Raw genomic sequence first — 22,252 nt, 5'->3', positions numbered from 1 at the left:
GGCGAACAAGCAGCTGGGAGCGGAGAAGCCGAACCTGGACCAGGAGATCGCCAAGGTCGAGGCACAGGCCGCCAAGACCCGGGCCGCCATCGACCGCTACTTCGAGGCCTTCGAGGCCGGCACGCTGGACGCCGGACTGTGCAACGAGAAGGTCCGCGATCTGCGGGCGCGACTGGAAGAACTCGAGGACGAGAAGCAGGATCTGGAGGCCCGGCGCGAACGGCTGGAATTGCCCGCGATCGACAAGGAGATGATGGCAACCCTCGTCGACCAGTTCGACCGGGTCATGGCCGAGGGGCCGAACCCCAAAAAGAAGGACCTTCTCCGCCGTCTGGTGAAGAAGGTCCTGGTCCATGACCGTCGCACGATCGAGATCTGGTACGGCTTACCAAACCCTCAAGGGTGCGAGGACTGGAACAATTGGCTCCTCAGGTAGGACTCGAACCTACAACCCTCCGGTTAACAGCCGGATGCTCTACCGATTGAGCTACTGAGGAGCACGTATCGTTGTAATCATTTCGGCGGCGCTCGCGCCGCCGGATTTGTATAATAGTACCCTGCACCCCTCCTGTCAATCCCCAATCAGAAGCGCGGCGAGGGCCTCGCCGAAGGAACCGCCGGCGGCTCGATCTCCCCCTCTCCCGCGGCATCGATCGCAGTGGCCCCCGGGGAATCCGCCGCCGATATTCCCTTGCGCCGTTCGATGCCCGTCGTATATTTCCCTCGGTACGGATTCCCCTGATATCGACCGCCCACGCATCCTTTTCCCCGGATTGGAGACCGCGACGACACCATGAGAATTCGGCGAATCGCCTGCGTCGGAATCGCTCTCGCGTGCCTTGGCGCCTCGCCAACTCACGCCGCGGAATCCGCATACCTCGATATCGATTCACCGTACGCCCCCAGCGCGACGATCTCCAGCGGCACATTGATCGCCCTCGCGGCGCTGGGCGGCGCGTCGATCCTCAGCAAGCAATTCGAGGATGACGAGCGGATGGCCCGCCTGCTCGACGGCTCGCCGATCGACGGGGCGATGGACATCGGCAACGTCTACGGCGACGGTGTATGCCTCGGCGCTTCGACACTGTGCCTCATGCTCGCCGGCCGCATGGCGGGCAACCATGACGCATACGCGCTCGCCGGGACCTCGCCCTCTCTCTCGCCGCGACCAGCGCGATCGTCTGGACGCTCAAACAGCACGCGCCCGAACGGTGGGCCGTACTCGTTCCCCTCGGGGCATACGGCGGTCGGCTTCTCGATCGAATTCTAGGCAGGCAGCGCCGCGAGCGACTCGTCGAGGAGCTCGACGGGCGCGCGGACGGGGATCGCTCGCGGCTCCTCGCCGCGCTTCTTCGCCTCGACGACGAAGCGGCGACGGAGCATGTCCATGAGCTGGATGCGGCAGACCGGGCAGGCGGTGGCGACGAGATCCGGTCCGGCCATGGCGACCGAGTCCATCTTGCGTTCGCCGATCGCGGCCGACACCCCTGCGTGAGCGACGGTGAAGGCTCCCCCGCCCCCGCAGCAGAGGTCGGCGTCGGGCATCGCAACGTACCGCCAGCCGGGCAGCGCCCGGAGGATCGCCTCCGGCTGCCAGTCCACCCCCTGGCCTCGGTTGAGGTGGCAGGGAAGGTGATACGTCACGACGGGGCGCCAGTCGGATTCCGCGCCGCCAGGCCTCCCCCTTTCGTCATCGACCGCCTTCGGGCCGGTTGCCCCCGCTTCGTCGTTTCCTCCTCCCGCCGCCGCCTCGAAGACCGCCGCCGGGTCCGGCCGGTCGTCGACGTAGCCGAGAAGCTCGGCGACGAGCTCGTTGATGTCGCGGACGCGTCCCTCGACGGTCCGCCTCCAGAGGTCTGCTTCCCTGGGAAACCGCCCCCCGGACGGCGCAGGGGCCGTATCGCGGACGAACTCCTCCGCGTCCCCGTCCCACCGGACGGTGAAGTAGCCGTCCCCGGTGACATCGAAGAGGCGCGGGAAATCCTCCCGCAGCGCCGTCCCGCCGGTCGAGCAGGAGGTGACGATCCAGTCGTACTCGTGCCCGTCGAGCCGCTCCATCGCGGCCACGGCCGCGCGCCGCGCCCCGTCGATGTCCCCCGCGTAATAGACGGGCGCCCCGCAGCAGAGCTGGTCCTTCGGGGCGACGACGTCCACGCCGAGACGGTTCAGCACGCAAACGATCGCCCGCGCCTCCTCGGGGAAGAAGTGGTTGACCGCGTGGCCCACGAAGAAGTATGCGCGGCGCCCCTCGGCGAGGTTGCGCTCGCGGGCCGTGCGCACGCGCGCGAGGAGATCGGCCGTCGCCGGGTCGTGCACCGCGGCCTCGTCCCGGCCCCCCGGCGCATCCTTCCCCCCGGAAGAAACCGCCCCCGTCGCGGAGAGATTGGCATCCGCCGCCCGCGAGAGCTCCGCGGCATCTGCAAGGAAGGGCCTCGCAGCCGGCAGGGGTATCGATCGGTCGCGCGACCAGCCGACGAGCGGGAAGAGGGGCGAGAAGGCGCTCCGGGCGCCGACGCCGTGCAGGGGCCCCCGTCGCGTGATCCGCAGGGCCCGCAAGGCCTTGAAGAGGATGTTGTCCATGCCGCCGAGGAGCCCGAGGGCCAGCCGCTTGAGGCGCGGGATCCGCCCCCGCCGGGCCAGCTCGGCCCGGACGGCCATGACGATCTCGTCGGCGCGCATCCCCGAGGGGCAGTTCTCCTCGCAGGTCATGCAGTGGAGGCAGAGATCGAAGATCCGCTGCATCTCCCGTTCGTCGACGTCCTCGCCGCGGAAGAAGGCCTCGGCCAGCTCCACCTTCCCCCGCGCCCCGGCCTGCTCCTCGCGCAAAACGTCGAAGACGGGGCAGACGGCCCGGCAGTTCCCGCAGCGGTTGCAGAGCAGGAGGTCGCGGGTCACGTCCCGTCCGGCCGTTTCTCTCTTGTTTCGGGTGTCCTTCACGATCCACGTCCCTACGGCAACATGATCCCCGCCGGATCGAAGATCCGCCGGATCCCGTCCCACAGTCCGCTCTCGATGCGCGCCTGTTCGAGAAAGGCGTCCGCCCCCGGCCGTTCCGCGGCGAAGGAGGCGATCGCATCACGGTGCACGAGCCTCAGCGACGCATCGCCGCCCGCGACGCGCAAGAGGCCTATCGCACAATGCCGCCCGCTCACGGCGCGCGCCGCGAGGAGCGAATCCAGCTCCGGCGCCGCTCCGAGGATCGCCGCGTCGCCGGGATCGTTTCCGGTTACCGCAGGAGCCGCTCTCACGGCGAACCGGATGTCGGGCGAGAAGGACCGCCAGGAGATCGTCCCGGGCGCATCGGGCTGATCGGATGCACCCGGCGCGTCCACGGCGCCGTCGTGCGCGAGCCAGAGGGCGCCTCCGCCCTCGTCGACCCGCCCTGCGGCGAGGAGAGCGAATCGCGCGAGACGCGCCCATGCATCCTCCCCGCACGTCTCCGCGCCGCCTCCCGTCCCCGGGACGCCGAGAAGCTCCGCCAGCAGGGCCGCCTCGTCGCCTGCGGCCGGCGAGAAAAGCTCGACCGCGAGTATCGCGCCGCCGGCAGGCGGCAGGCCGAGCGTCTCCGCCGCGAGGGCGGCCGCCGCGTTCGCGTAGAAAACGATCGAGAGGGGGCGCATGGCCCGGACGATCCGCCGACCCGCCTCCTCGAGCGCCTCCGCCTCCCCGCGGACCGCGACGCGCATACGCGTCGCCGGCTCGGGATAGAGGCGCACCGTGACCCCGGGGGTCATCCCGCAGACACCTCCCGCGCCGGCGAGCAGGCCGGCGATCTCGTAGCCGGCCACGTCCTTGACCGCACGGGAACCGGTCCGGACGAGCGCCCCGGCGGGGGTCGCGATCTCGACGGAGAGGATCGATTCGCGCAGCGGGCCGAACCGGCCGTCCGCCGCGCCCCGCATCCCCGCCATGACGAGCCCGGCGATGGTCTCCTCCCCCGACGAAACCGGCGGCTCGTACGGGAAGAAGAGCCCTTCGGCGGCCGCGGCCCGGCGCAGCTCGCCGAGCGTCGCCCCGCCGCCGCAGACGGCGAGCAGATCGGCGCGCGACACCTCCAGGACGCCGCCGAGCCGGGCGTGCCCGGCGAGGACCGTCGCCGGGCCGCCGATCCGGCCGATCTCCTCCGCTCCGCCCAGGGGCTCGAGATCGAGGGCCGAGCGCGGCGTTTCCCTCGTGAACGGGCTCTCGAGCAGACCCACGCGCAGATCGACGCCGCCGCTCCGCCGCTCCGAGCAGGCCCGGAGGAACGCGGCGGCCTCGGCGGGGCGCCCCGGGGCGAACGTATGGCGGCAGCGCTCCACGGGCTTACCCCCCGACGCCCACGTATCCGAGCACGAGGGTGATGCTGAGGATGCTGAGCAGCGTCGAGGCGACGACGCCGAAGGCGACCATCCGCGGTTTGCAGTCGTACTCGGTGGCGTAGACGACCATGTTGACCGCCGTCGGCATCGACGCCTCGACAAGGAGCACCTTCTCGAGAATCGGCTCGAACTCGAGGAACGCGAGAAGGATCAGCGCGACGGCGAATCCGCCACCGATGCGCAGGAACGCGGCCACGAGGCCGTCGGCGATCTCCCGGCCCCCGATCGGGCACGCCGTGTCCTCGACCGCCCCGGCGGCGCAATCGTCCGCGCCTCCGGAAATTGCCCCCGCGGCCGCCTTCGCCCGCATGCCGCGGATCATCCCCGTCACGAGCCGTTCGAGCTGCATGCCGAGAAGGATGAGGCCGATCGGGATCGCCGCCTGCCCGACGAGATCGATCATCTTCATCATCGGCCCGGGCGGCAATGCGTCGGAGGCGACGAGCACGCGGGAGAGGACGATCGACCAGATGATCGGCACGCCGAGCATCGTCCTGACCGCCGCTGCGATCGAGCGCCGCCCCGCGCTCGCCACGACGATCCCCACGGTTGACTGGAAGATCGAGCTGCAGACGACGTAGAGGGTGGCGTAGACGAACCCCTTCTCCCCGAAGGCGAGCATGCAGAGGGGAATGCCGTAGAAGCCGCTGTTCATGAACGTCGAGACGATCGAGAGGGCGCTCCGCTCGACGCGGTCGCGCCGCATGAGGAACCCGGCCCCCTGCGAGACGGCGAGGATCGTCCCCATGACGGCGCCGACGAAGAGGAGGACATGGAACACCATCCCCGTCTCCACATCCGCGCGCGCCATCGCTGAGAAGACGAGGGCGGGCGTGAGGATGTAGAGCTGCGTGCGCGAGAAGACCCGCTCCTCCACGCCGCCGACGAGGCGCAGAACGACGCCGAGGGCGATGACGAAGAAGACGGGGAGGATGATGTCGGTGATGATCACGTCGGTCCGGCTCCGGTCGAAGGTACGGCGGCGCGCCGGCGGCAGCTCGCGCCGCCCGGCGCAACGGGGAGAAGATAACACGCCGCGGGCCCGGGGTGAAAGGGTTCGCCGCGAATCAGGCGCCGGACAGCAAGAAGCCGCCCGCGGGGGGCGGCTTCCCGTCTATTCCGGCCGTCTGCGAGGCTACTCTTTCTTTCCGTCGGCGGGCGCCTCCCCGGCGGCCTCCCCGGCCTCCGGGGTCTCCTCGCCGGCTTCCGCCTCCGCCGCCGCGGCTTCCGCCGCTTTCGCCTCGGCCTCGGCGGCCTCCTCGGCTGCCTTCGCGGCCGCCGCTTCCTCCGCCGCCTTCTTCGCCGCGGCCTTCGCCTTGATGGTCGGGCTCTCGGGCACGTCGATCTTGCGGTAGGTCTTCCGCGAGGCCGTCTTCTTCCGGCCCTGGTCGTTCTCGCCGAGGAGCTCGAGGATGGCCGTATCGGCGGCGTCGCCCTTGCGGACGCCCGTCCGCAGGATCCGGGTGTACCCGCCCGGCCGCTCCTTGAAGCGCGGACCGATCTCGTCGAAGAGCTTGCGGAGCACGGCATGGTCGTGCACGGTCTTGGCGACGTGACGCCTGTCGGCGAGGGTGCCGCGACGCGCGAACGTGATTATCCTCTCGGCCAGACGGCGGGCCTCTTTCGCCTTCGGCGTCGTCGTCCGGATCCGCTCCCGGAGGAACAGGGAGGTGACCATGTTGCCGAGCATCGCCTTGCGGTGGGACGCGGTACGACCCAGCTTTCTTCCGTCCCGGTTGTGTCGCATTACTCGTTCTCCTCTTCCTCGTTCTTCTTGCCGCCGGCGATGGTATCGACGTCCATGCCCAGGTGCAGTCCCATCCCCTCGAGGATGTCGATGATCTCCTTCAGGCTCTTGCGGCCGAAATTTCGGTACTTGAGCATGTCGCTCTCCGACTTCCCGACGAGCTCGCCGAGCGACTTGATGTTCGCCGCCTTGAGGCAGTTCGACGACCGCACCGAGAGCTCGAGCTCCTCGACGCTCCTGTTCAGCAGATCGCGCATCCGCTCGATCTCCTCGTCGACTATCTCCTCGGACTCCTCGATCGGCTCCTCGTCGAAATGGATGAAGAAGAGCATGTGATCCTTGAGGATCTTCGCGGCGAAGCCGAGCGCGTCCTCGGGAGCGACGCTCCCGTCGGTGGTGATCGCCAGCTCGAGCGAATCGTAATCGGTCTTCTGCCCCACTCGCGTGTTGCTGACCGTGTAGTTGACGGCCCGCACGGGGCTGAAGTTCGCGTCGATCGGAATCAGGCCGATCTCGTAATCGTCGAGATTGTGCATCTCCGCCGCCACGTATCCGCGGCCGTGCCCGATCAGGACGTCCATCTTCACGGGCACCTTCTCGGTGCAGGTGGCGATCACCTGATCCTGGTTGAGGATCTCGATGTCGCCGTCCGTCTTGATGTCGGCGGCCGTGATCTCGCCCTTCTTGTTCGTGTCGATGTGCAGGAACTTCGGCTCGTCCGAGTGCATCACGACGATGAGCTGCTTGAGATTGAGGACGATGTCGGTCACGTCCTCCTTCACGCCCTTGATCGTGGAGAACTCGTGGAGCACGCTCTTGATCTTGACGGCCGTCACCGCGGCCCCCTGGATCGAAGAAAGCAGGGTGCGACGGAGAGCGTTGCCGATCGTGTTTCCGAATCCACGCTCGAGCGGCTCGACGGTGAACCGGGCGAACGTCGGCGTCGCTGCAGCCTCGTCCATCACGATTTCCTTCGGCATCAGCAGGTTGCGCCATTTCATCGAAGCATTCCTCCTTGCTCGGCCGGTTCCGGCGTCACGCCGCCGGCCTGCAGGCATGCAACGTCACGTTATTTGGAGTACAGCTCCACGATCAGGTTCACCTCGATGGGAACAGGGATAACGTCCCTCGTGGGCTCCTCGACGTAGACACCTTCCTTCTTGGTGACGTCCACGGAGATGTACGGAACGGTGCCGCGGCTTCCGTATTTCTTCAGGCTGTCCTCGATGACGAGCAGACTCCCGCTCTTCTCGCGTACGCTCACCCGGTCGTTTGGGGAGAGACGGAAGGACGGGATGTTGACCGTCCGGCCGTTCACCTCGAAATGGCTGTGCAGGATGAGCTGCCTCGCCGCTCCACGCGACGGCGCGAATCCCATCCGGTAGACCATGTTGTCGAGGCGGCTCTCCAAAAGACGCATCAGGTTGTCGCCGGTGACCCCCTTCATGCCGGCTGCCTCCCTGAAATAATTGCGGAACTGCCGCTCCAGGAGATGATACATGCGGCGCAGCTTCTGCTTCTCGCGAAGCTGGATGCGGTAGTTGCTCCGCCGGCTGAAACGGGATCGTCCGTGTTCGCCGGGCGGGTAGTTCCGCTTCTCGAGCGCGCAGCGCTCGGAATAGCAGCGATCGCCCTTCAGGAAGAGCTTCTCGCCCTCCCTGCGGCAGAGTTTGCATTTCGGGCCGGTATACCGTGCCATGAACCGAAAACCTCCCCGGCCGTCTTGCGGCCGTCTCTCAGTGCTTCCTCGCGCGTGCCGCCACGGGCGCCATGCGCTTTACACACGGCGGATCGTTCTCCCCCGATGGGGGCCGCGGGTCTCCGCCGGAACCCCGCCTCGTCGGCGCCCCTAGAGGCGACGGCGCTTCTTCTGTCGCACCCCGTTGTGCGGCAGCGGCGTGCAGTCCTTGATTCCCGCCACGTCGAGCCCGCTCGCGCGCAGCGACCTGATCGCCGCCTCGCGCCCCGGGCCGGGGCCCTTGATCCAGGCCTCCACCTTCTTCATCCCCATCGACATCGCCTCGCGGGCCACGGTCGAAGCGGCCTGCTGGGCCGCGAACGGAGTGCTCTTCCGGGAGCCCTTGTATCCGAGCTTGCCGGGGCTGCACCACGCGACGACTGCGCCCTCGCGATCGGTGATCGTGATGATCGTGTTGTTGAACGTTGACTTGACGTGCGCCACGCCGTAGGCGTCCACCTTCTTCGCTTTCTTCTTCTTCGACCGCGTCGGTCGAGCCACGCTGGGACCTCCCTGTGCTTTGCCGTCTCGTTTCGTCTTCTCCGGCAGTGCGACGCGCCGGGGCCGGATATGCGTGGAAAGCGATCGCTCCCCCGCGCCGCCGTCGCCGGTCCGTCACCGGAACGCGCTACTTCTTGCGCTTGGCCCCGGGACGATTCTTCGGGCCCTTGCGGGTGCGGGCGTTGGTGTGCGTCCGCTGGCCGTGCACCGGCAGGCCGTGCCGGTGACGCAGGCCGCGGTAGCAACCGATGTCCATCAAGCGCTTGATGTTCATCGTGACCTCGCTCCGCAGGGATCCCTCGATCTTGTAATCGTTTTCGATGATATCCCGAAGCTTGACCGTCTGATCCTCGGTCAGATCCCTCGTTCTCGTGCTGAACGGCACCCTGGCCTTGCCGCAAATCTCGCGGGCGCTCGACCGGCCGATGCCGAATATATACGTCAGCGCGACCTCGATATGTTTGTTGTCGGGAATGTCGACTCCGACTAAACGCGCCACGGAACTGCTCCTTTCAAGAATGTAACGCCGCGAGCCTTCAGCCCTGGCGCTGCTTGTGCTTCGGGTTCTTCTTGCAGATGACCCGCAGCACACCCTTTCGCCGGATGATCTTGCAATCCGGACACATCTTCTTTACCGAGCTTCGTACCTTCATCGTCGTCGCTTTCTGCTGGTCCCGCCCGCGGGACGGGAGCGTCATACCGATCGAATCGTCGCCGTACCGATCACTTGTACCGGTAGGTTATCCTTCCGCGCGAAAGATCGTAGGGGCTCAGCTCGAGCGCGACACGGTCACCGGGCAGGATCCGGATGAAATGCATCCGCATCTTGCCGGAGACGTGGCAGAGCACGATGTGCCTGTTCTCGAGCTCCACCCTGAACATCGCGTTCGGAAGGGCCTCGACGACCTTGCCTTCGACCGGTATACCCTTCTGTTTGGCCATATGGTATTCTCTCCGACCCTTCGGTCCGTTCATCCCGTCATCCGCCGCCCGACCATCCGTCTTTCACGTCCAGGGCGCCGACGGACTCAGCGCGTGAGTATTTCGGGATCCCCGTCCGTGACGGCGATCGTGTCTTCGAAGTGGCAGGACAACGCCCCGTCAACGGTGACGTACGTCCAGTTGTCCTTCTTCGTCAGGACCTCGTACGTCCCGACGTTGATCATCGGCTCGAGAGCCAGCACCATTCCCGCCTCGAGGATGGGGCCCTCGCCCGGCGAACCGAAATTCGGGATCTGCGGCTCCTCGTGCATCCGCCGTCCGATCCCGTGCCCCACGAGAACCCGCACGACCGAATACCCGTGCCGCTCCGCGTGTGTCTGAACCGCGTGGGAGATGTCCGAAAGATGGTTCCCCGCCCGGGCCTTGTCAATACCCAGGTCGAGCGCCTCTTTCGTCACCCGTATCAGCCGCCGCGGCTCCTCTCCGATTTCCCCGACCGGGAAGGTCCGGGTCGCGTCGGAGTAGAATCCGTCCCGAACGGCCCCCATGTCGATTCCGACGATGTCCCCCTCCTCGAGGCGGCGATCGCCGGGAATCCCGTGGACGACCTGCTCGTTCACCGATGCGCAGATCGTCGCAGGGTACCCCTGGTACCCCTTGAATGCCGGCTCGGCGCCGCGGGAGCGGATGAACTCCTCGGCCGCCCGATCGAGCTCGGCCGTCGAGACGCCGGCGACGACCATCTTCTCCATCTCGAGAAAACAGTCCTTGAGGATCTCGCCGCTCAGGCGCATGAGATCCAGCTCTCGCGACGTCTTTATACCGATCATTTCAGCAGGCGGAGTATCTCCGCCGTGATATCGTCCATGTCCCCCGCGCCGTCGACGGTCACGAGGCCGCCCGCGCGGCGGAAGTAATCCACGACCGGGGCCGTCTGCGCCTCGTAGACGTCGAGGCGGCGGCGCACCGTCTCCTCCTCGTCGTCGGGGCGCTTGACCAGGTTGCCGCCGCACCTGGCGCAGATTTCTCCGGCGTCCGGCATGGTCGCCAGGTTGAATACCGCCTTGCACGCGGGGCAGACCCGCCGGCTCGTGAGCCTGCCGACGATCACCTCCGGGTCGACGTCGACGAGCAGCGCCCTGTCGACGGCGATCTTCCGCTCCGCGAGCATCGCGGACAGCGCCTCGGCCTGCGGAAGGGTCCGCGGGAACCCGTCGAGAATCCAGCCGGTGTCGCCGAGCGTCTCGAGCTCCACCGCGATGAGACCGAGCATGAGATCGTCGGGGACGAGCAGGCCGTCCCTCATGTAGCGCTCTGCCTCGACGCCGAGCGGCGTCTTGTTCGCGACCGCCTCGCGGAGAAGATCGCCGGTCGAAAGGTGTCTCAGGCCGAGCGCGTCGGCGACGCGCGAGGCCTGCGTTCCCTTGCCCGAACCGGGCGGCCCGATGATGACGATATGCATTCCCGCCACGACGATCGCCTTTCCGTTATCTCCTGCCGCGCAGGCGCCCCTTCTTCATGAAACCGTCGTAGTGCCTCATGAGAAGGTGCGTCTCGATCTGCTGCAGCGTGTCGAGCATGACGCCGACCACGATCAAGAGACCCGTGCCACCGAAGTAGAAGGGGAGGTTTCCCCTCCGCATCAGGATGTCCGGCAGGATCGCGATGAACGCGAGGAAGAATGCTCCCGGCAGCGTCACGCGGGTCAGGATCCGGTCGATGTAGTCGCTCGTCCGTTTTCCCGGGCGTATGCCGGGGATGAATCCGCCGTACTTCTTCATGTTGTCGGCCAGATCCACGGGATTCAGGATTATGGCCGTGTAGAAGTACGTGAAGAAGATGATGATGATCGCGTACAGCGACAGGTAGAACCACGATCCCGGCGAGAGGATCGTCTGCACCCACCCGATCGCCTCGCTCCCCCTGAGGAAGGGCAGCGTCGCGAGGGTGCTCGGGAAGGTCATGATCGCCTGGGCGAAGATGATCGGGATGACGCCCGCGGTGTTGACCCGCAGCGGGATGTACTGCGCGCGGCCGCCGTACACGCGGCGGCCGACGATCCGCTTGGCGTACTGCACCGGGATCCGGCGCTGTCCCTGCGTGATCAGGATGACGCTCGCGATCACGCAGACCATCACGACGAGGAGCAGCACGAGCCGGAAGGGCGTGATGTTGCCGAGCTTCAGGGCCCGCCACGTGTTCAGGAAATCGGCGGGGTACCGGGCGATGATGCCGATCATGATGATCAGGGAGATGCCGTTGCCGATCCCGCGCTCGGAGATCTGCTCGCCGAGCCACATGACGAAGATCGTGCCGGACGTCATCGTGATCATCGTGAGCAGCCTGAAGGGCAGCCCGCCGAAGGGCACCACCGAGACGCCCCCGACGTTCATGTTCTCGAGGAAGAGCGCGATGCCGATCGACTGGATGAGGGCCAGGCCGACCGTGCCGTACCGCGTGTACTGCGTGATCTTCTTCCGCCCCTCCTCGCCCTCCTTCGCCAGCTTCTCGAAGTAGGGGATGACCGCCTGCAGCAGCTGGAGGATGATCGACGCGCTGATGTACGGCATGATGCCGAGCGCGAAGATCGTGGCCCTGCTCAGGTTGCCGCCCGCGAAGAGGTCGTAGAGGGCGAAGATCGTCCCCTGCTGGCTCTGGAAGAAGGCCTTCAGCGCGATCGGGTTGACTCCGGGGGTCGTGATGTGGCCGCCGATGCGGTAGACGATCAGCAGAGCGACCGTGAACAGGATCCGCCGCTTGAGCTCCGGAATATTGAAAATATCCTGAAACTTCTTGATCATCGGCCATGCTCCTGCGTGTCCGAACCGGGAACCGGCCCGCCGGATACGAGACTGATCGAGCCGCCCGCGTCGCGGATGGCCTTCGCGGCGGACGCGCTGACGGCGTCGACCTCGACGGTGAGAGCCACCTTCAGCTCCCCGCGGCCCAGGACCTTGACGGGAACGGCCGCCTTCTTGAGCAGGCCCGCGTCGAGGAGCGCCTTCCGGTCGACTGTCGTCCCCGCGTCGAACCGGTTGAGCCCGTCGAGGTTGACCACCTGGAAGGTCTTCCTGAAGATGTTGGTGAACCCGCGCTTCGGCACGCGCCGCTGCAGCGGCATCTGCCCGCCCTCGAACCAGGGGGGCACGCCGCCGCCGGAGCGGGACTTCTGTCCCTTGTGTCCCCGCGTGGCGGTCTTTCCGTGCCCGGAGCCGGGTCCGCACGCGACCCGTTTCCTCTTCTTCACGGCGCCGCGCGCCGGGCTGATATCGTTGAGCTTCATCTCGCTGGTCTCCTTGCCTTCCGGTCAGCCACCTATGCCGTCTCGCCGCCCGCCGCGGGCTTCTCCGCCGGTTTCCCGACGACGGTGAATCCCGCCGATCCCGCCGATGCCTGCGGCACGTCCTTCGCGTCGATCTCCTCGACGGTCACGAGGTGGCGCACCTTGGCGAGCATGCCGCGGATCTGCGGCGTGTCCTTCTTGTAGAGGGTGCGGTAGTTCCGCTTGAATCCCAGCGCCTGCATGACACGCTTGTGCTTCTGCTCCTGGGACCCGATGATGCTCCGCACCTGCGTCATTTTCAGCATCTTGGCCATCTGAATTCCTCGCTGTCGTGGTCGTTCCGGCGATGATCGCGCCCCGTCCGGGAGGCGTTCGCCGGGTGCGCCGTCATTCCGGCGCGGCCTCGGTCTCCTGCTGCGCCTCGGCGACGACGGGCTTCTCCTCGATGAGGAAGAGCTTGCCGATCGATATGCCGCGGCGTTTCGCGACGTCCTTTGCGCTCTTCAGGCTCTTGAGCCCCGCGAGGGTCGCCTTGACCATGTTGTGCGGGTTGTTGGAGCCCAGCGATTTCGTCAGGATGTCCTTCACCCCGGCGACTTCGAGCACCGAGCGGACACCGCCGCCGGCGATGACCCCGGTACCGGGAGATGCCGGCTTCAGGAGCACTCTCGCGGCGCCGAACCGGCCGACCACCTTGAAGGGGATCGTTCCGCCGACCATGGGGATCTTCATCATGTCGCGCCGCGCCGCTTCGTTGGCCTTGCGGATCGCGTCGCTGATCTCGTTCGCCTTGCCGAGACCGATGCCGACCTTGCCCATGCCGTCGCCGACGGCGACGAGAGCGTTGAAACTGAACCTGCGACCGCCCTTCACGACCTTCGCGACCCGGTTGATATGGATGGTCTGCTCGAGAAACTCGGGCGCCGTGTCGTCTCGCCGTTTTCTGTCGTATCTCACCAGAATACCCCCGTGGGTGAACGATCCGGCAGGCCGCCGGACCGCCGCCCCCTAGATTTCAAGCCCGTTCTTCCGGGCGGCTTCGGCCAGCGCGGCGACGCGGCCGTGGTAGAGATATCCACCGCGGTCGAAACACGCCTTGCTGATACCCTTCTCTTTCGCCAGTTCGGCGATACGTTCGCCGACGGCGATGGAACGGCGGAATTTCAGGCTCGCGGGACGGGCGTCCTTCTTCTTGCCGCCCTTCTTCTTCCCGCCCTCCTGTTCGTCCGCCTTCGCGGCCGGCTCGATCGTCGGCAGTTCCAGCCGGAGACTCGACGCGGACGCGAGCGTCCGGCCCGCCTCGTCGTCGATCAACTGAGCGTAGATATGGTTGAGGCTCCGGTAGACGGCCAGCCTCGGCACGTCGGGGGTCCCGGCGACCTTCCGCCGCACGCGCGCGTGGCGCCTCCGCCTCGCTTCTCTCTTCTCGCCGTGTACGTCTCTCACGTGAATCCACTCCCGTTAACGTCGGCCGATCCGCCGACCATGCGGCGGCGGCCGGTTCGCGCCCGACCTAGAAACCGCTCCCGACGGTGGCCTTTCCGGACTTGCGGCGCACCTGCTCGCCCGCGTACCGAATCCCCTTGCCCTTGTAAGGCTCGGGCGGACGGAACGACCGGATCTCTGCCGCCACCTGGCCGACCTTCTGCTTGTCGATTCCGCTGACCTCGATCTTCTTCAGGTCGGGAACCTGTATCGAGATGCCCTCGATCGCTTCGTAGTGGACCGGGTGGCTGTATCCGAGCTGGAGGACCAGCGCATTGCCCTTGAGTTCCGCGCGGTACTCGACGCCCTCGATCTCGAGCTTCTTCGTGAACCCCTCGGACACGCCCGTCACCATGTTCGCGACGAGTGTCCGGGTGAGGCCATGAAGCGATTTGTGCGTCTTCTGCTCGGTCGGACGCCTGACCGTGATCTCCGCATCCGACACCTCGACGATCATGTCGGGGTGCAGCGTGCGATCGAGCTCGCCCTTGGGCCCCTTCACGGTGATGTGGTTGCCCTTGATGGCCACCTGCACACCGGCCGGAATCGGAACCGGATTCTTCCCCACTCGTGACATAGCGTTTCTGAACCTCCATGAACGGCGGCACCGCGCGGCGTCCGCCCCGCCGGCACACGTCCGGCTACCAGATATGGCAGAGAACCTCGCCCCCGACGCCCATTCGGCGGGCCTCCTTGTCCGTGACCACGCCCTGCGAGGTGGAAAGGATCGCCGTCCCGTACCCGCCCATCACGCGAGGAAGAGTGCTCTTGTCGACGTAGACCCGCCGGCTCGGCTTGCTGATCCGCCTCATCCCCTCGATGGCGCTGCTCTTGTCCTCGTTGTACTTCAGATAGATCCGCAGCATGCCCTGCGGACCGTCGTCGATGAACCGGACGTTCCGGACATACCCGCCGGCGATCATGATCTTCGCGATCCTCGCCTTGATCCTGGACGCGGGAACGTCGACGTGTGCCTTGTGCACCTGGATGCCGTTGCGCACCCTGGTCAACAGATCGGCGATAGGGTCGGTCATCATCGTGTTCTCACCTCACGGTTGTCTATTCGTGCCATTTCTCTACCAGCTCGCCTTTACGACGCCGGGGATCTTCCCCTGCAGCGCGAGCTCCCGGAAACAGATGCGGCAGATGCCGAACCTGCGGATGTACGCTCTCGGCCGCCCGCAACGACTGCAGCGGTTGTACTTCCTCACGTTGAACTTCGGCTGTTTCTTCGCCTTCGCTATCAAGCACTTCTTGGCCACGAAAGCCTCCTCGTGTATCTCAGGTCTTGCGAAGCGGCATGCCGAGAAGCACTATCAGCTCCCGGGCTTCCTCGTCGGTCTTCGCGCTCGTGACGATCGTGATGTCCATGCCGAGAACCTTCACGATCTTGTCGTAGTCGATCTCGGGAAATATGGTGTGTTCCTTCACGCCGAACGTGTAGTTTCCGCGCCCGTCGAAACTCTTCGGGCTCAGCCCCCGGAAATCGCGGATCCGCGGGATCGCGACGTTCACGAGCCGGTCGAAGAACTCCCACATGAAGGCCCCGCGCAGCGTGACGCGGCAACCGATCGGCATGCCGGCGCGGAGCTTGAACCCCGCGATCGCCTTCTTCGCGCGGGTGATGCAGGGCATCTGGCCCGTGATGGCGCCCAGATCCTTCACCGCGGCTTCGAGCAACTTGGCGTCGTTGATCGCCTCGCCGACGCCGATGTTGACGACGATCTTCTGCATCCGCGGCACCTGCATGACGTTCGAGTAATTGAACTTCTTCATGAGCTCCGACACGACCGAATCGTCGTATCGCGCCCTCACGTTCGGCTTGTTCTTTGTCTCAGCCATTCTACTCACCGTTCACGAGTAAAAGCCCTGGCCGGCCGGCACGGCCGACGTATCTCTAATCCTCGTCGCTCAGGGTTTCGTTGCACTTCTTGCAGCTCCGCACCTTGCGCCCGTCCGCGAGCTTCGCCGAGATCGTACGCGTGGTCTTGCCGCACTTCGGACAGATCAGCATCACGTTCGAGGCGTCGATGGGCGCCTCCTTCTCGACGATGCCGCCCTGCTGACCCTGCTGCTGCTGGCGCGTGTGCCGTTTGACGAGGCGCACCTTCTCGACGATGATGCGATTGGTCTCGGGAAATACCTTGAGGACTTTCCCCTCGAGGCCGCGCTCGTTCCCCGTGACGACCCTCACCATATCGTTCTTTTTCACCTTCATCGTTGTGTCCGTCCGATATTAGATGACTTCCGGAGCCAGCGAGACGATCTTCATGAACCGCTTCTCCCGGAGCTCCCTTGCAACGGGCCCGAAGATACGGGTCCCGACCGGTTCGCGCTGCTCGTTCACGACGACCGCCGCGTTCTGATCGAACCGGATGTAACTTCCGTCCCTGCGCCTGACTTCCTTCGTCGTGCGTACGATCACGCACTTGACGACCTGCCCCTTCTTGATACCGCCGCCGGGCATCGCCACACGAACGGAAGCGCTGATGATGTCGCCGACCGAGGCATAGCGCCGCCTGGTGCCACCAAGCACCTTGATGCACCGGATGCTCTTTGCCCCCGAATTGTCGGCGACGACCAGATTCGTCTGCATCTTGATCATCGTTATTCCGCTCCTACTGTGCCCGTTCGATGACTTCGACGACCCGCCAGCGCTTCAGCCGGCTCAGCGGTCTCGTGGACATGACCCTGACGCGGTCGCCGATGTGACAGTCGTTCTCCGCGTCGTGCGCGTGGATTTTCTGCGTCTGCTTCACCGTCTTCTTGTACACCGGATGCTTGAAGAGACGCTCGACAGCGACGGTGACGGTCTTGTCCATCTTGTCGCTGACAACCCACCCGATCAGGGTCTTTCTGGGTTTTCTCTTCTCCATGCTTTCTCCTCGCGACTCCCGGGCGTCTCTCGCCCCGTGGCGGCCTTACGCCTCGCTGTCCTGCGCAGGGCGCGCCGCGGGGATCTCGTCCCCGTCCACGCCGAGCTTCTCGTTGATGATCGTCTTCACCCGAGCGAGCTCGCGCCTCGTGACGCGCACCTGCAGGGGATTGTCGAGACGCTTGATGGAAAGCTGAATCCTCTGCCGTGCGAGGTCCTCGAGGAGGTCCCGCTCGCGGGAACGAAGCTCGTCCAGCGTCATCTCTCTCAGTTCAACTGCCTTCATTGTGCAACCGTCCGGATCTTTCTCCGACTCACCCGGCCCCGCCGATCATGCGCGGCGGAACCCCGACCGCCGCCGTTAGCCGGCCACCTTCCCGGTGGCGACACGGCGGACGAACTTCGTCCTGATTGGGAGCTTCGCGCCCGCGAGCTCCATGGCCCGCTTTGCCATCTTCGGCTCGACGCCTTCGAGCTCGAAGAGGATGCGGCCCGGCTTCACGACGGCGACCCAGTACTCCGGGGCGCCCTTGCCCTTGCCCATGCGCGTCTCCGCAGGCTTCACGGTCACCGGCTTGTCCGGGAAGATGCGGATCCACAGCTTCCCCTGACGGCTGATGTGCCGCATGATCGCCACGCGAGCCGCCTCGATCTGGCGGTTCGTGAGCCAGGCGGGCGCCTCGGCCTGCAGGGCGAACTCGCCGAAGCTGATACTGGAGCCCCGGTAGGCCTTTCCCTTCATCCGGCCCCGCTGCTGCTTGCGGTATTTCGTGCGTTTCGGCATCAACATGGCTCTTCAACCTCTCTGCTGTCGTCCGTTCCCGGTCATCGCCCGCGGGAGGACTCCTCGATCGCCGTCTCGCTCATCTTGCGGCGGAAGTCCTTCGGGAAGACCTCGCCGGTGTAGATCCACACCTTCACGCCCACCGTTCCGTAGGTGGTGAACGCCGTCGACTGCGCGTAGTCGATGTCGGCGCGGAGCGTGTGCAGGGGAACGCGCCCGTCCATGTATCCCTCGGTGCGGGACATCTCGGCGCCACCGAGACGGCCGGAGCACTTGATCTTGATACCCTCGGCCCCCATCCGCATCGCCGATCCGATCGCCTTCTTCATGGCGCGGCGGAAGGAGACCCGCTGGACGAGCTGTCCGGCTATGTGCTCGGCGACGAGCTGCGAGTTCAGCTCGGGCCGCTTCACTTCCTTGATATCGATGTTGACGTTGCGTTTCGTCAGGTGGGCCAGCTCCTCGCTGAGGAAATCGACTTCGGCGCCCTTCCGACCGATGACCATGCCGGGGCGCGCCGTATAGATATGGACCCTGACCTTGTCGCCTCGACGTTCGATCTCGACCTTGGAAACGCCCGCCCGGGCGAGCCGCTTCTTGATATAGCGGCGTATCATGACGTCTTCCTCGAGCCACGCGGCGAAGTTTTTCCTCGTGAACCACTTGGAATCCCATGTACGGTTGATTCCGAGCCTCAACCCTACGGGATGTGTCTTCTGACCCAAGTTCTCCTCCCTCGACTGACGATTCGCTCTTCGATGTGCGCGGGGGACGGTTCGTCCTCGGCCCGCGCGTGGCGCTGTTACTTTTCCGTCTTCTTCGCGGCCGGCTTCTTCCGCCCGCCGGCCGGCTTCTTCGCGGCCGCCCTCTTCGGCGCGGACTTCTTCGGCGTCGTCTTTCTCGCCGCGGTCTTCTTCGCCGCGGTCTTCTTTCCGGCCGTCTTCTTCGACGCCTTCTTCTCGGTCTTGCCGCCGGCGGCCTCTCCGGGCTCCTCGCCGGTGAACTCGACCGTGACCGTGATATGGCTGCTCCGCTTCCGGATCCGGAAGGCGCGCCCCTGCGCCCGCGGCCTGATCCGGTACATGGTCCGACCTTCGTCGACGAAGATCTCCTTGATGGCCATGTCATGCGGCTCGACCGGGTGCTCGAAGCGGTCCGCCAGATTGTGCATCGCGGACTCGAGCGTCTTGCGAATCGGGACCGAAACCGCTTTCGACGAATACCGAAGGGTTTCGATGGCAAGCTCGATCGACTTGCCTCTCACCAGGTCGGCGACGATTCTCGCCTTTCTCGGTGATACCCTGACATGCCGCGCGATGGCGCGTGCCTCCATTTCGATCTACCTCCGCTCGCGTGCTACTTGCGCTTCTTGCTCGTGTGCCCCCGGTAGGTCCGCGTCGAGACGAACTCGCCGACCTTGTGACCCACCATGTTCTCCGTGATGAACACGGGGATGAACTTGTTCCCGTTGTGCACGGCCAGCGTGTGGCCGACGAATTCCGGGGAAATCGTCGATCGGCGGGCCCACGTCTTGATGACGCGCTTCTCGCCGGTCTCGTTCATCCGGTCGATCTTCCCGAACAGCTTCTCGTCGATATAGGGGCCTTTTTTCAACGATCTGGGCATGTGACCTCCAGCGTACCCGGGTTCGCGATCCGGGCAGGTGGCCGCCGCGGCGGCCTTACCTCTTCTTCTTGCGTCGGTGGACGATGTATTTGTCCGAAAGCTTCTTCTTGCGGGTCTTGAACCCCTTGGTCGGCTTGCCCCACGGCGTCACCGGGTGGCCGCCGCCGCTCGTACGACCCTCGCCGCCCCCCATGGGGTGGTCGACGGGATTCATCGCGACGCCGCGGACCTTGGGCCGATGACCGAGCCAGCGGGAACGCCCCGCCTTGCCGATCGACACGTTCTCGTGGTCGATGTTGCTGACCTGGCCGATCGTCGCGAAGCATTCCTTGCGTACGCTGCGGATCTCGCCGCTGGGCAGCCGCAGCAGGGCGCGCCCGCCCTCCTTCGCCATCAGCTGGGCGTAGGAGCCGGCGCTCCGCGCCATCTGTCCGCCCCGGCCGGCGATCAGCTCGATGTTGTGGACGAAGAGCCCGGTAGGGATCTTCTCGAGCGGCAGCGCGTTGCCCGGGTGGATGTCGGCGTCCGGGCCCGAGACCAGGACGTCGCCGACCTTGACGCCGTGCGGCGCGAGGATGTAGCGCTTCTCGCCGTCCACGTAGTGGAGGAGGGCGATGAAGGCCGAACGGTTCGGATCGTACTCGACCGCGGCGACCTTCGCGTCGATCCCGTGCTTGTCGCGACGGAAATCCATCACGCGATAGCGGCGCTTGTGCCCGCCGCCCCGCCGGCGCATCGTGACCCGACCGTGGTTGTTGCGGCCGCCCTTGCTCGCCTTGCCCTTGACCAGCGACTTCTCGGGAGCCTTCGGGGTCAGCTCCGAATAGTCGGTTACGGTCTTGTACCGCAGCGCCGGGGATGTCGGTTTGAACTTCTTGATAGCCATCGGGATACCTCGCTACACCTGGTCGAAAATATCGATGTTCTCGCCCGAGGCGAGCCGGACGATCGCCTTCTTGCGATCGGACCGCTTGCCGGTGAATCGTCCGGAGCGCATGAACGTGGTCTTCGTCTTGCCGCGTATGATCGCCGTCTTGACGTCCTTGACGGTGACGTTGAAGAGCTTCTCGATCGCGGCCTTGATCTCGCGCTTGTTTGCGCGCGGGTCGACCTCGAAGACGAACTTGTTGCTCGCCTCCTTGAGGGCCGTGCTCCTCTCGGTGATGACGGGTTTCAGGATGATCCTCTGGATATCCTTCATGACGCGAACACCTCCTCGAGCGAACTCAGTCCCTCGTCGGTGAACAGAAGGACATCGGCCTTCAGGATCTCGTAGGCGTTCATGTTCCGGCTCAGCATGAACCGGACGCCTTCGATATTCCGGACGGACTTGAAGACGTTCTCGTCGAATCCGCCGGTCACGAACAGCACCTTGCGCCCGTACAGCCCCGCCGCCTTCAGGAACTCGGCGAAACGCTTCGTCTTCGCCTCTTCGAACGCCACGCCCTCGACCACGACGACGCTCTCGCCGTGAACCTTGTCGGTGAGCGCGCTTTTCAGGGCGACGCGCTTGACCTTCCGGGGAATCCGGCGGCCATAGTCGCGCGGCTGCGGCCCGAAGACGACGCCGCCACCCCGCCAGATGGGGGAAGACCTGCGGCCGGCGCGCGCCCGGCCGGTGCCCTTCTGACGATAGGGCTTGCGATTGCTGTAGGAGACCTCGCCCCGCTGCTTCGTCTTCGCCGAGCCCAGCCGACGATTCGCCAGGTACATCTTGACGACGTCGTACAGCACGGGCCGGTTCACCGCGCCTTCGAAGAGCGCGGCGGGAAGATCGACGGAGCCCTTCAGGTCCCCGCTGAAATCGTAGAGTTTCGCGCTAGCCATGACCTTTCCTCGCTTCTAGCCCTCGCTCCGGGGCGTCGCCGTAAGTCGCAGGATGGTGTTTCTCGAGCCCGGAACGCCCCCCCGCACGAGGAGGAGGTTGTTCTCGACATCGACGTCGACGACGACGAGATTGCTGACGTGAACCTGCTCGTGCCCGGTCCGCCCGGGAAGCCGCTGCCCCTTCAGGACCTTGCCGGGGTAGGCGGCCATGCCGATCGAGCCGGGAACCCGGTGCGAATTCGACCCGTGGGTCTTCCTGCCTCCGTGGAACCCGTGCCGCTTGATGACGCCCTGGAACCCCTTGCCCTTCGTCAGACCGGAAACGTCAACGCGGTGAATGCCCGCGAAGAGCCCCACGTCGAGAAGCTGTCCCGCGTGGAAGACGCTCGCGTCCTCCACCCTGAACTCCTGGACATGCCGGTACGGCGGCAGGTCGGCCTTCTTGAAATGACCGATCGTCGGCAGGTTGGCCCGACTCGGGTCGATCTCATCGAACGCCAGCTGCACGGCGGCATACCCGTCATTCTCGACGGTCTTGACCTGGACGACGGGGCACGGGCCGGCCTGGATGACGGATACGGGGATCGATGTCCCGTTCTCGTCGAAGACCTGCGTCATCCCAATCTTCCTGCCGATCAACCCAACCATGATATCCTCCGAATCAGACTCTGATCTCGATGTCGACCCCGGCGGGCAGGTCGAGTTTCTGCAACGCATCGACCGCCTTGGGCGTTACGTTCGTGATCCAGATAAGGCGCTTGTGCACCCGGATCTCGAACTGCTCGCGCGACTTCTTGTTCACGTGCGGCGAGCGGAGCACCGTGTAGACCGAACGCCTCGTGGGAAGCGGGATCGGACCCGAGACTTCAGCACCCGTCCTCCGCGCCGTCCTGACGATCTCCTCGGCGCTGCGGTCGAGCATCGAATGCTCGTACGCCTTCAGCTTGATCCGTATTCTCTGACCATCCACCGGCCAACCTCCGAATTGCCTCTCGCCGTTACTCGATGATATTGGTCACGACGCCGGCGCCGACGGTACGTCCGCCCTCGCGGATCGCGAACCGCAGCTCCTGCTCCATCGCG

37 protein-coding genes and 1 tRNA gene are annotated in these 22,252 nt (G+C 65.6%); 2 read left to right on the top strand and 36 right to left on the bottom strand.

All coding sequences use genetic code 11. The features are described 5' to 3' along the window. On the top strand, positions 1–436 hold a 436-nt coding region (locus JW876_05310), incomplete at its 5' end, for a hypothetical protein (protein ID MBN1884921.1). Here the strand turns inward: JW876_05310 and JW876_05305 are convergent. Next, positions 422–497: transfer RNA gene (locus JW876_05305), tRNA-Asn, on the bottom strand. The genes JW876_05310 and JW876_05305 overlap by 15 nt on opposite strands. 296 nt (positions 498–793) lie before the next feature. Between JW876_05305 and JW876_05300 the strand changes: the two genes are divergently transcribed. Continuing rightward, complete coding sequence (locus tag JW876_05300; GenBank protein MBN1884920.1) at positions 794–1,270, top strand: hypothetical protein; 477 nt, start codon at positions 794–796, stop codon at positions 1,268–1,270. Here JW876_05300 and JW876_05295 read toward each other — a convergent pair. The 35 genes from JW876_05295 to JW876_05125 all read right to left on the bottom strand — a co-directional run. Then, positions 1,267–2,937 (bottom strand): (Fe-S)-binding protein, encoded by a 1,671-nt coding sequence (locus JW876_05295; protein ID MBN1884919.1) that lies wholly within the window; start codon positions 2,935–2,937, stop codon positions 1,267–1,269. The genes JW876_05300 and JW876_05295 overlap by 4 nt on opposite strands. Positions 2,938–2,948: 11 nt before the next feature. Beyond that, positions 2,949–4,301 carry an FAD-binding oxidoreductase gene (locus JW876_05290; GenBank protein ID MBN1884918.1) on the bottom strand — a complete coding sequence of 451 codons (1,353 nt, stop codon included), beginning with the start codon at positions 4,299–4,301 and terminating at the stop codon, positions 2,949–2,951. 4 nt (positions 4,302–4,305) lie between these two features. Next, positions 4,306–5,313 carry an AEC family transporter gene (locus tag JW876_05285; protein MBN1884917.1) on the bottom strand — a complete coding sequence of 336 codons (1,008 nt, stop codon included), beginning with the start codon at positions 5,311–5,313 and terminating at the stop codon, positions 4,306–4,308. Positions 5,314–5,496: 183 nt separating this feature from the next. After that, positions 5,497–6,108 carry a 50S ribosomal protein L17 gene (rplQ, locus tag JW876_05280; GenBank protein ID MBN1884916.1) on the bottom strand — a complete coding sequence of 204 codons (612 nt, stop codon included), beginning with the start codon at positions 6,106–6,108 and terminating at the stop codon, positions 5,497–5,499. Further along, positions 6,108–7,109, bottom strand: a complete 1,002-nt coding sequence (locus JW876_05275) for a DNA-directed RNA polymerase subunit alpha (GenBank protein ID MBN1884915.1) — start codon at positions 7,107–7,109, stop codon at positions 6,108–6,110. The genes rplQ and JW876_05275 overlap by 1 nt, the downstream gene beginning before the upstream one ends. Positions 7,110–7,177: 68 nt before the next feature. Then, positions 7,178–7,807, bottom strand: coding sequence for a 30S ribosomal protein S4 (gene rpsD, locus JW876_05270; protein ID MBN1884914.1), 630 nt, complete (start codon positions 7,805–7,807; stop codon positions 7,178–7,180). Positions 7,808–7,957: 150 nt separating this feature from the next. Continuing rightward, positions 7,958–8,347 carry a 30S ribosomal protein S11 gene (gene rpsK / locus JW876_05265; GenBank protein ID MBN1884913.1) on the bottom strand — a complete coding sequence of 130 codons (390 nt, stop codon included), beginning with the start codon at positions 8,345–8,347 and terminating at the stop codon, positions 7,958–7,960. 127 nt (positions 8,348–8,474) lie between these two features. Further along, the gene (rpsM, locus tag JW876_05260) at positions 8,475–8,846 is read right to left on the bottom strand and encodes a 30S ribosomal protein S13 (protein ID MBN1884912.1); all 372 of its coding nucleotides are present in this window, start codon (positions 8,844–8,846) and stop codon (positions 8,475–8,477) included. 37 nt (positions 8,847–8,883) lie between these two features. Further along, positions 8,884–9,000 (bottom strand): 50S ribosomal protein L36, encoded by a 117-nt coding sequence (gene rpmJ / locus JW876_05255; protein MBN1884911.1) that lies wholly within the window; start codon positions 8,998–9,000, stop codon positions 8,884–8,886. 70 nt (positions 9,001–9,070) lie between these two features. Then, positions 9,071–9,289, bottom strand: coding sequence for a translation initiation factor IF-1 (gene infA, locus JW876_05250; protein MBN1884910.1), 219 nt, complete (start codon positions 9,287–9,289; stop codon positions 9,071–9,073). Between the two features lie 86 nt (positions 9,290–9,375). Continuing rightward, positions 9,376–10,119 (bottom strand): type I methionyl aminopeptidase, encoded by a 744-nt coding sequence (gene map / locus JW876_05245; protein MBN1884909.1) that lies wholly within the window; start codon positions 10,117–10,119, stop codon positions 9,376–9,378. Further along, positions 10,116–10,751: an adenylate kinase gene (locus JW876_05240; GenBank protein ID MBN1884908.1), complete on the bottom strand. Its 636-nt coding sequence runs from the start codon at positions 10,749–10,751 to the stop codon at positions 10,116–10,118. The genes map and JW876_05240 overlap by 4 nt, the downstream gene beginning before the upstream one ends. A gap of 25 nt (positions 10,752–10,776) precedes the next feature. Then, complete coding sequence (gene secY / locus JW876_05235; GenBank protein ID MBN1884907.1) at positions 10,777–12,090, bottom strand: preprotein translocase subunit SecY; 1,314 nt, start codon at positions 12,088–12,090, stop codon at positions 10,777–10,779. Then, a complete protein-coding gene (gene rplO, locus JW876_05230) occupies positions 12,087–12,572 on the bottom strand; it encodes a 50S ribosomal protein L15 (protein MBN1884906.1) in 486 nt (161 codons plus the stop codon). The genes secY and rplO overlap by 4 nt, the downstream gene beginning before the upstream one ends. Positions 12,573–12,604: 32 nt before the next feature. Further along, on the bottom strand, positions 12,605–12,886 hold the full coding sequence (gene rpmD / locus JW876_05225; protein MBN1884905.1) for a 50S ribosomal protein L30: 282 nt from the start codon (positions 12,884–12,886) through the stop codon (positions 12,605–12,607). 73 nt (positions 12,887–12,959) lie between these two features. Then, positions 12,960–13,532: a 30S ribosomal protein S5 gene (gene rpsE, locus JW876_05220; GenBank protein MBN1884904.1), complete on the bottom strand. Its 573-nt coding sequence runs from the start codon at positions 13,530–13,532 to the stop codon at positions 12,960–12,962. Positions 13,533–13,580: 48 nt separating this feature from the next. After that, positions 13,581–14,018: a 50S ribosomal protein L18 gene (locus JW876_05215; GenBank protein MBN1884903.1), complete on the bottom strand. Its 438-nt coding sequence runs from the start codon at positions 14,016–14,018 to the stop codon at positions 13,581–13,583. Between the two features lie 67 nt (positions 14,019–14,085). Continuing rightward, positions 14,086–14,634 carry a 50S ribosomal protein L6 gene (rplF, locus tag JW876_05210; GenBank protein MBN1884902.1) on the bottom strand — a complete coding sequence of 183 codons (549 nt, stop codon included), beginning with the start codon at positions 14,632–14,634 and terminating at the stop codon, positions 14,086–14,088. Positions 14,635–14,698: 64 nt separating this feature from the next. Further along, positions 14,699–15,094, bottom strand: a complete 396-nt coding sequence (gene rpsH, locus JW876_05205; protein MBN1884901.1) for a 30S ribosomal protein S8 — start codon at positions 15,092–15,094, stop codon at positions 14,699–14,701. A gap of 39 nt (positions 15,095–15,133) precedes the next feature. Next, positions 15,134–15,319 carry a type Z 30S ribosomal protein S14 gene (locus tag JW876_05200; GenBank protein ID MBN1884900.1) on the bottom strand — a complete coding sequence of 62 codons (186 nt, stop codon included), beginning with the start codon at positions 15,317–15,319 and terminating at the stop codon, positions 15,134–15,136. A 19-nt stretch (positions 15,320–15,338) separates the two neighbouring features. After that, positions 15,339–15,899 (bottom strand): 50S ribosomal protein L5, encoded by a 561-nt coding sequence (rplE, locus tag JW876_05195; protein MBN1884899.1) that lies wholly within the window; start codon positions 15,897–15,899, stop codon positions 15,339–15,341. 55 nt (positions 15,900–15,954) lie between these two features. Next, positions 15,955–16,275 carry a 50S ribosomal protein L24 gene (locus JW876_05190; protein ID MBN1884898.1) on the bottom strand — a complete coding sequence of 107 codons (321 nt, stop codon included), beginning with the start codon at positions 16,273–16,275 and terminating at the stop codon, positions 15,955–15,957. A gap of 18 nt (positions 16,276–16,293) precedes the next feature. Next, complete coding sequence (gene rplN, locus JW876_05185) at positions 16,294–16,662, bottom strand: 50S ribosomal protein L14 (protein ID MBN1884897.1); 369 nt, start codon at positions 16,660–16,662, stop codon at positions 16,294–16,296. Between the two features lie 13 nt (positions 16,663–16,675). Next, positions 16,676–16,933, bottom strand: coding sequence for a 30S ribosomal protein S17 (rpsQ, locus tag JW876_05180; protein ID MBN1884896.1), 258 nt, complete (start codon positions 16,931–16,933; stop codon positions 16,676–16,678). A gap of 45 nt (positions 16,934–16,978) precedes the next feature. Next, a complete protein-coding gene (gene rpmC / locus JW876_05175) occupies positions 16,979–17,218 on the bottom strand; it encodes a 50S ribosomal protein L29 (GenBank protein ID MBN1884895.1) in 240 nt (79 codons plus the stop codon). A 75-nt stretch (positions 17,219–17,293) separates the two neighbouring features. Further along, the gene (gene rplP / locus JW876_05170) at positions 17,294–17,722 is read right to left on the bottom strand and encodes a 50S ribosomal protein L16 (GenBank protein ID MBN1884894.1); all 429 of its coding nucleotides are present in this window, start codon (positions 17,720–17,722) and stop codon (positions 17,294–17,296) included. Positions 17,723–17,757: 35 nt separating this feature from the next. Continuing rightward, positions 17,758–18,441, bottom strand: coding sequence for a 30S ribosomal protein S3 (rpsC, locus tag JW876_05165; protein MBN1884893.1), 684 nt, complete (start codon positions 18,439–18,441; stop codon positions 17,758–17,760). Between the two features lie 77 nt (positions 18,442–18,518). Next, positions 18,519–19,049, bottom strand: coding sequence for a 50S ribosomal protein L22 (rplV, locus tag JW876_05160; GenBank protein MBN1884892.1), 531 nt, complete (start codon positions 19,047–19,049; stop codon positions 18,519–18,521). 23 nt (positions 19,050–19,072) lie between these two features. Further along, a complete protein-coding gene (rpsS, locus tag JW876_05155) occupies positions 19,073–19,342 on the bottom strand; it encodes a 30S ribosomal protein S19 (GenBank protein ID MBN1884891.1) in 270 nt (89 codons plus the stop codon). 55 nt (positions 19,343–19,397) lie between these two features. Continuing rightward, complete coding sequence (gene rplB, locus JW876_05150; protein MBN1884890.1) at positions 19,398–20,228, bottom strand: 50S ribosomal protein L2; 831 nt, start codon at positions 20,226–20,228, stop codon at positions 19,398–19,400. Between the two features lie 12 nt (positions 20,229–20,240). Then, on the bottom strand, positions 20,241–20,543 hold the full coding sequence (gene rplW / locus JW876_05145; GenBank protein MBN1884889.1) for a 50S ribosomal protein L23: 303 nt from the start codon (positions 20,541–20,543) through the stop codon (positions 20,241–20,243). After that, a complete protein-coding gene (gene rplD, locus JW876_05140; protein ID MBN1884888.1) occupies positions 20,540–21,169 on the bottom strand; it encodes a 50S ribosomal protein L4 in 630 nt (209 codons plus the stop codon). Before rplD ends, rplW begins: the two co-directional genes overlap by 4 nt. A gap of 15 nt (positions 21,170–21,184) precedes the next feature. After that, complete coding sequence (gene rplC / locus JW876_05135; protein MBN1884887.1) at positions 21,185–21,820, bottom strand: 50S ribosomal protein L3; 636 nt, start codon at positions 21,818–21,820, stop codon at positions 21,185–21,187. Between the two features lie 10 nt (positions 21,821–21,830). Further along, a complete protein-coding gene (gene rpsJ / locus JW876_05130; GenBank protein MBN1884886.1) occupies positions 21,831–22,139 on the bottom strand; it encodes a 30S ribosomal protein S10 in 309 nt (102 codons plus the stop codon). 28 nt (positions 22,140–22,167) lie between these two features. Continuing rightward, positions 22,168–22,252 (bottom strand): elongation factor Tu (locus tag JW876_05125; GenBank protein MBN1884885.1); only part of this gene is annotated, 85 nt, incomplete at its 5' end.

It is taken from the genome of Candidatus Krumholzibacteriota bacterium, assembly GCA_016931295.1.
Classification (GTDB): domain Bacteria; phylum Krumholzibacteriota; class Krumholzibacteriia; order Krumholzibacteriales; family Krumholzibacteriaceae; genus JAFGEZ01.
This window is presented reverse-complemented; position numbering and strand designations above follow the sequence as displayed.